1 rRNA gene is annotated in these 1,680 nt (G+C 55.0%); it reads left to right on the top strand.

From position 1 onward, the window contains the following. Nucleotides 1–1,673, top strand: a 23S ribosomal RNA gene (locus JFN88_RS21380); the annotation flags it as partial. Nucleotides 1,674–1,680 lie beyond the last annotated feature (7 nt).

The following is a 1,680-nucleotide window of genomic DNA, read 5'->3' as shown; positions in this document are numbered from 1 at the left end:
TAGAAGTCTGACCGGAAGGACAGGTGGACTGTATTCAAGTGAGAATGCCGGTATGAGTAACGAAAAGACAAGTGAGAATCTTGTCCGCCGAAAGCCTAAGGGTTCCTGAGGAAGGCTCGTCCGCTCAGGGTAAGTCGGGACCTAAGGCGAGGCCGAAAGGCGTAGTCGAAGGACAACAGGTTGAAATTCCTGTACCACCGAAGATTGTTTGAGCAATGGGGTGACACAGAAGGATAGTGACGCGGACTGATGGATGTCCGTCCAAGCAGTGAGGCTGGTGTGTAGGCAAATCCGCACATCATAAGGCTGGGCTGTGATGGGGAGCGAAAATTGCAGTAGCGAAGGTCATGAGTTCAGGCTGTCAAGAAAAGCCTCTAGTGAGATCAAGGTGCCCGTACCGCAAACCGACACAGGTAGGCGAGCAGAGCATGCGAAGGCGCGCGGAAGAACTCTCGTTAAGGAACTCGGCAAAATGACCCCGTAACTTCGGGAGAAGGGGTGCCTCGGTAGGGTGAATAGCCCGAGGGGGCCGCAGTGAAAAGGCCCAAGCGACTGTTTAGCAAAAACACAGGTCTGTGCGAAGCCGTAAGGCGAAGTATACGGGCTGACGCCTGCCCGGTGCTGGAAGGTTAAGGGGAGCGGTAAGGGGTAACCCGAAGCTGTGAACCGAAGCCCCAGTAAACGGCGGCCGTAACTATAACGGTCCTAAGGTAGCGAAATTCCTTGTCAGGTAAATTCTGACCCGCACGAATGGCGTAACGACTTGGGCGCTGTCTCAACGAGAGATCCGGTGAAATTTTAATACCTGTGAAGATGCAGGTTACCCGCGACAAGACGGAAAGACCCCATGGAGCTTTACTGCAGCTTGATATTGGACTTGGGTACGATCTGTACAGGATAGGTGGGAGCCGTTGAAACCTGCGCGCCAGCGTGGGAGGAGGCGCCGTTGGGATACCACCCTGATCGTATCGGAGTTCTAACCTGCCACCCTGAATCGGGTGGAGGGACCGTGTCAGGCGGGCAGTTTGACTGGGGCGGTCGCCTCCTAAAAAGTAACGGAGGCGCCCCAAGGTTCCCTCAGAATGGTTGGAAATCATTCGAAGAGTGCAAAGGCATAAGGGAGCTTGACTGCGAGACCAACAAGTCGAGCAGGGACGAAAGTCGGGCTTAGTGATCCGGTGGTACCGAATGGAAGGGCCATCGCTCAACGGATAAAAGCTACCCTGGGGATAACAGGCTTATCTCCCCCAAGAGTCCACATCGACGGGGAGGTTTGGCACCTCGATGTCGGCTCATCGCATCCTGGGGCTGAAGTAGGTCCCAAGGGTTGGGCTGTTCGCCCATTAAAGCGGTACGCGAGCTGGGTTCAGAACGTCGTGAGACAGTTCGGTCCCTATCTGTCGTGGGCGTAGGAAATTTGAGAGGAGCTGTCCTTAGTACGAGAGGACCGGGATGGACGTACCGCTGGTGTACCAGTTGTTCCGCCAGGAGCACCGCTGGGTAGCTATGTACGGAAGGGATAAGCGCTGAAAGCATCTAAGCGCGAAGCCCCCCTCAAGATGAGATTTCCCAGTATGTAAGACCCCTTGAAGACGACGAGGTTGATAGGCTGGGGGTGGACGCACAGCAATGTGTGGAGCTGACCAGTACTAATCGGTCGAGGGCTTATCCTATAGACTT

This window comes from Paenibacillus roseus (genome assembly GCF_016424485.1).
GTDB lineage: Bacteria > Bacillota > Bacilli > Paenibacillales > Paenibacillaceae > Paenibacillus_D > Paenibacillus_D roseus.
Note: the sequence above shows the minus strand (reverse complement) of the source record. Positions and strands in the feature narration are given on the sequence as shown.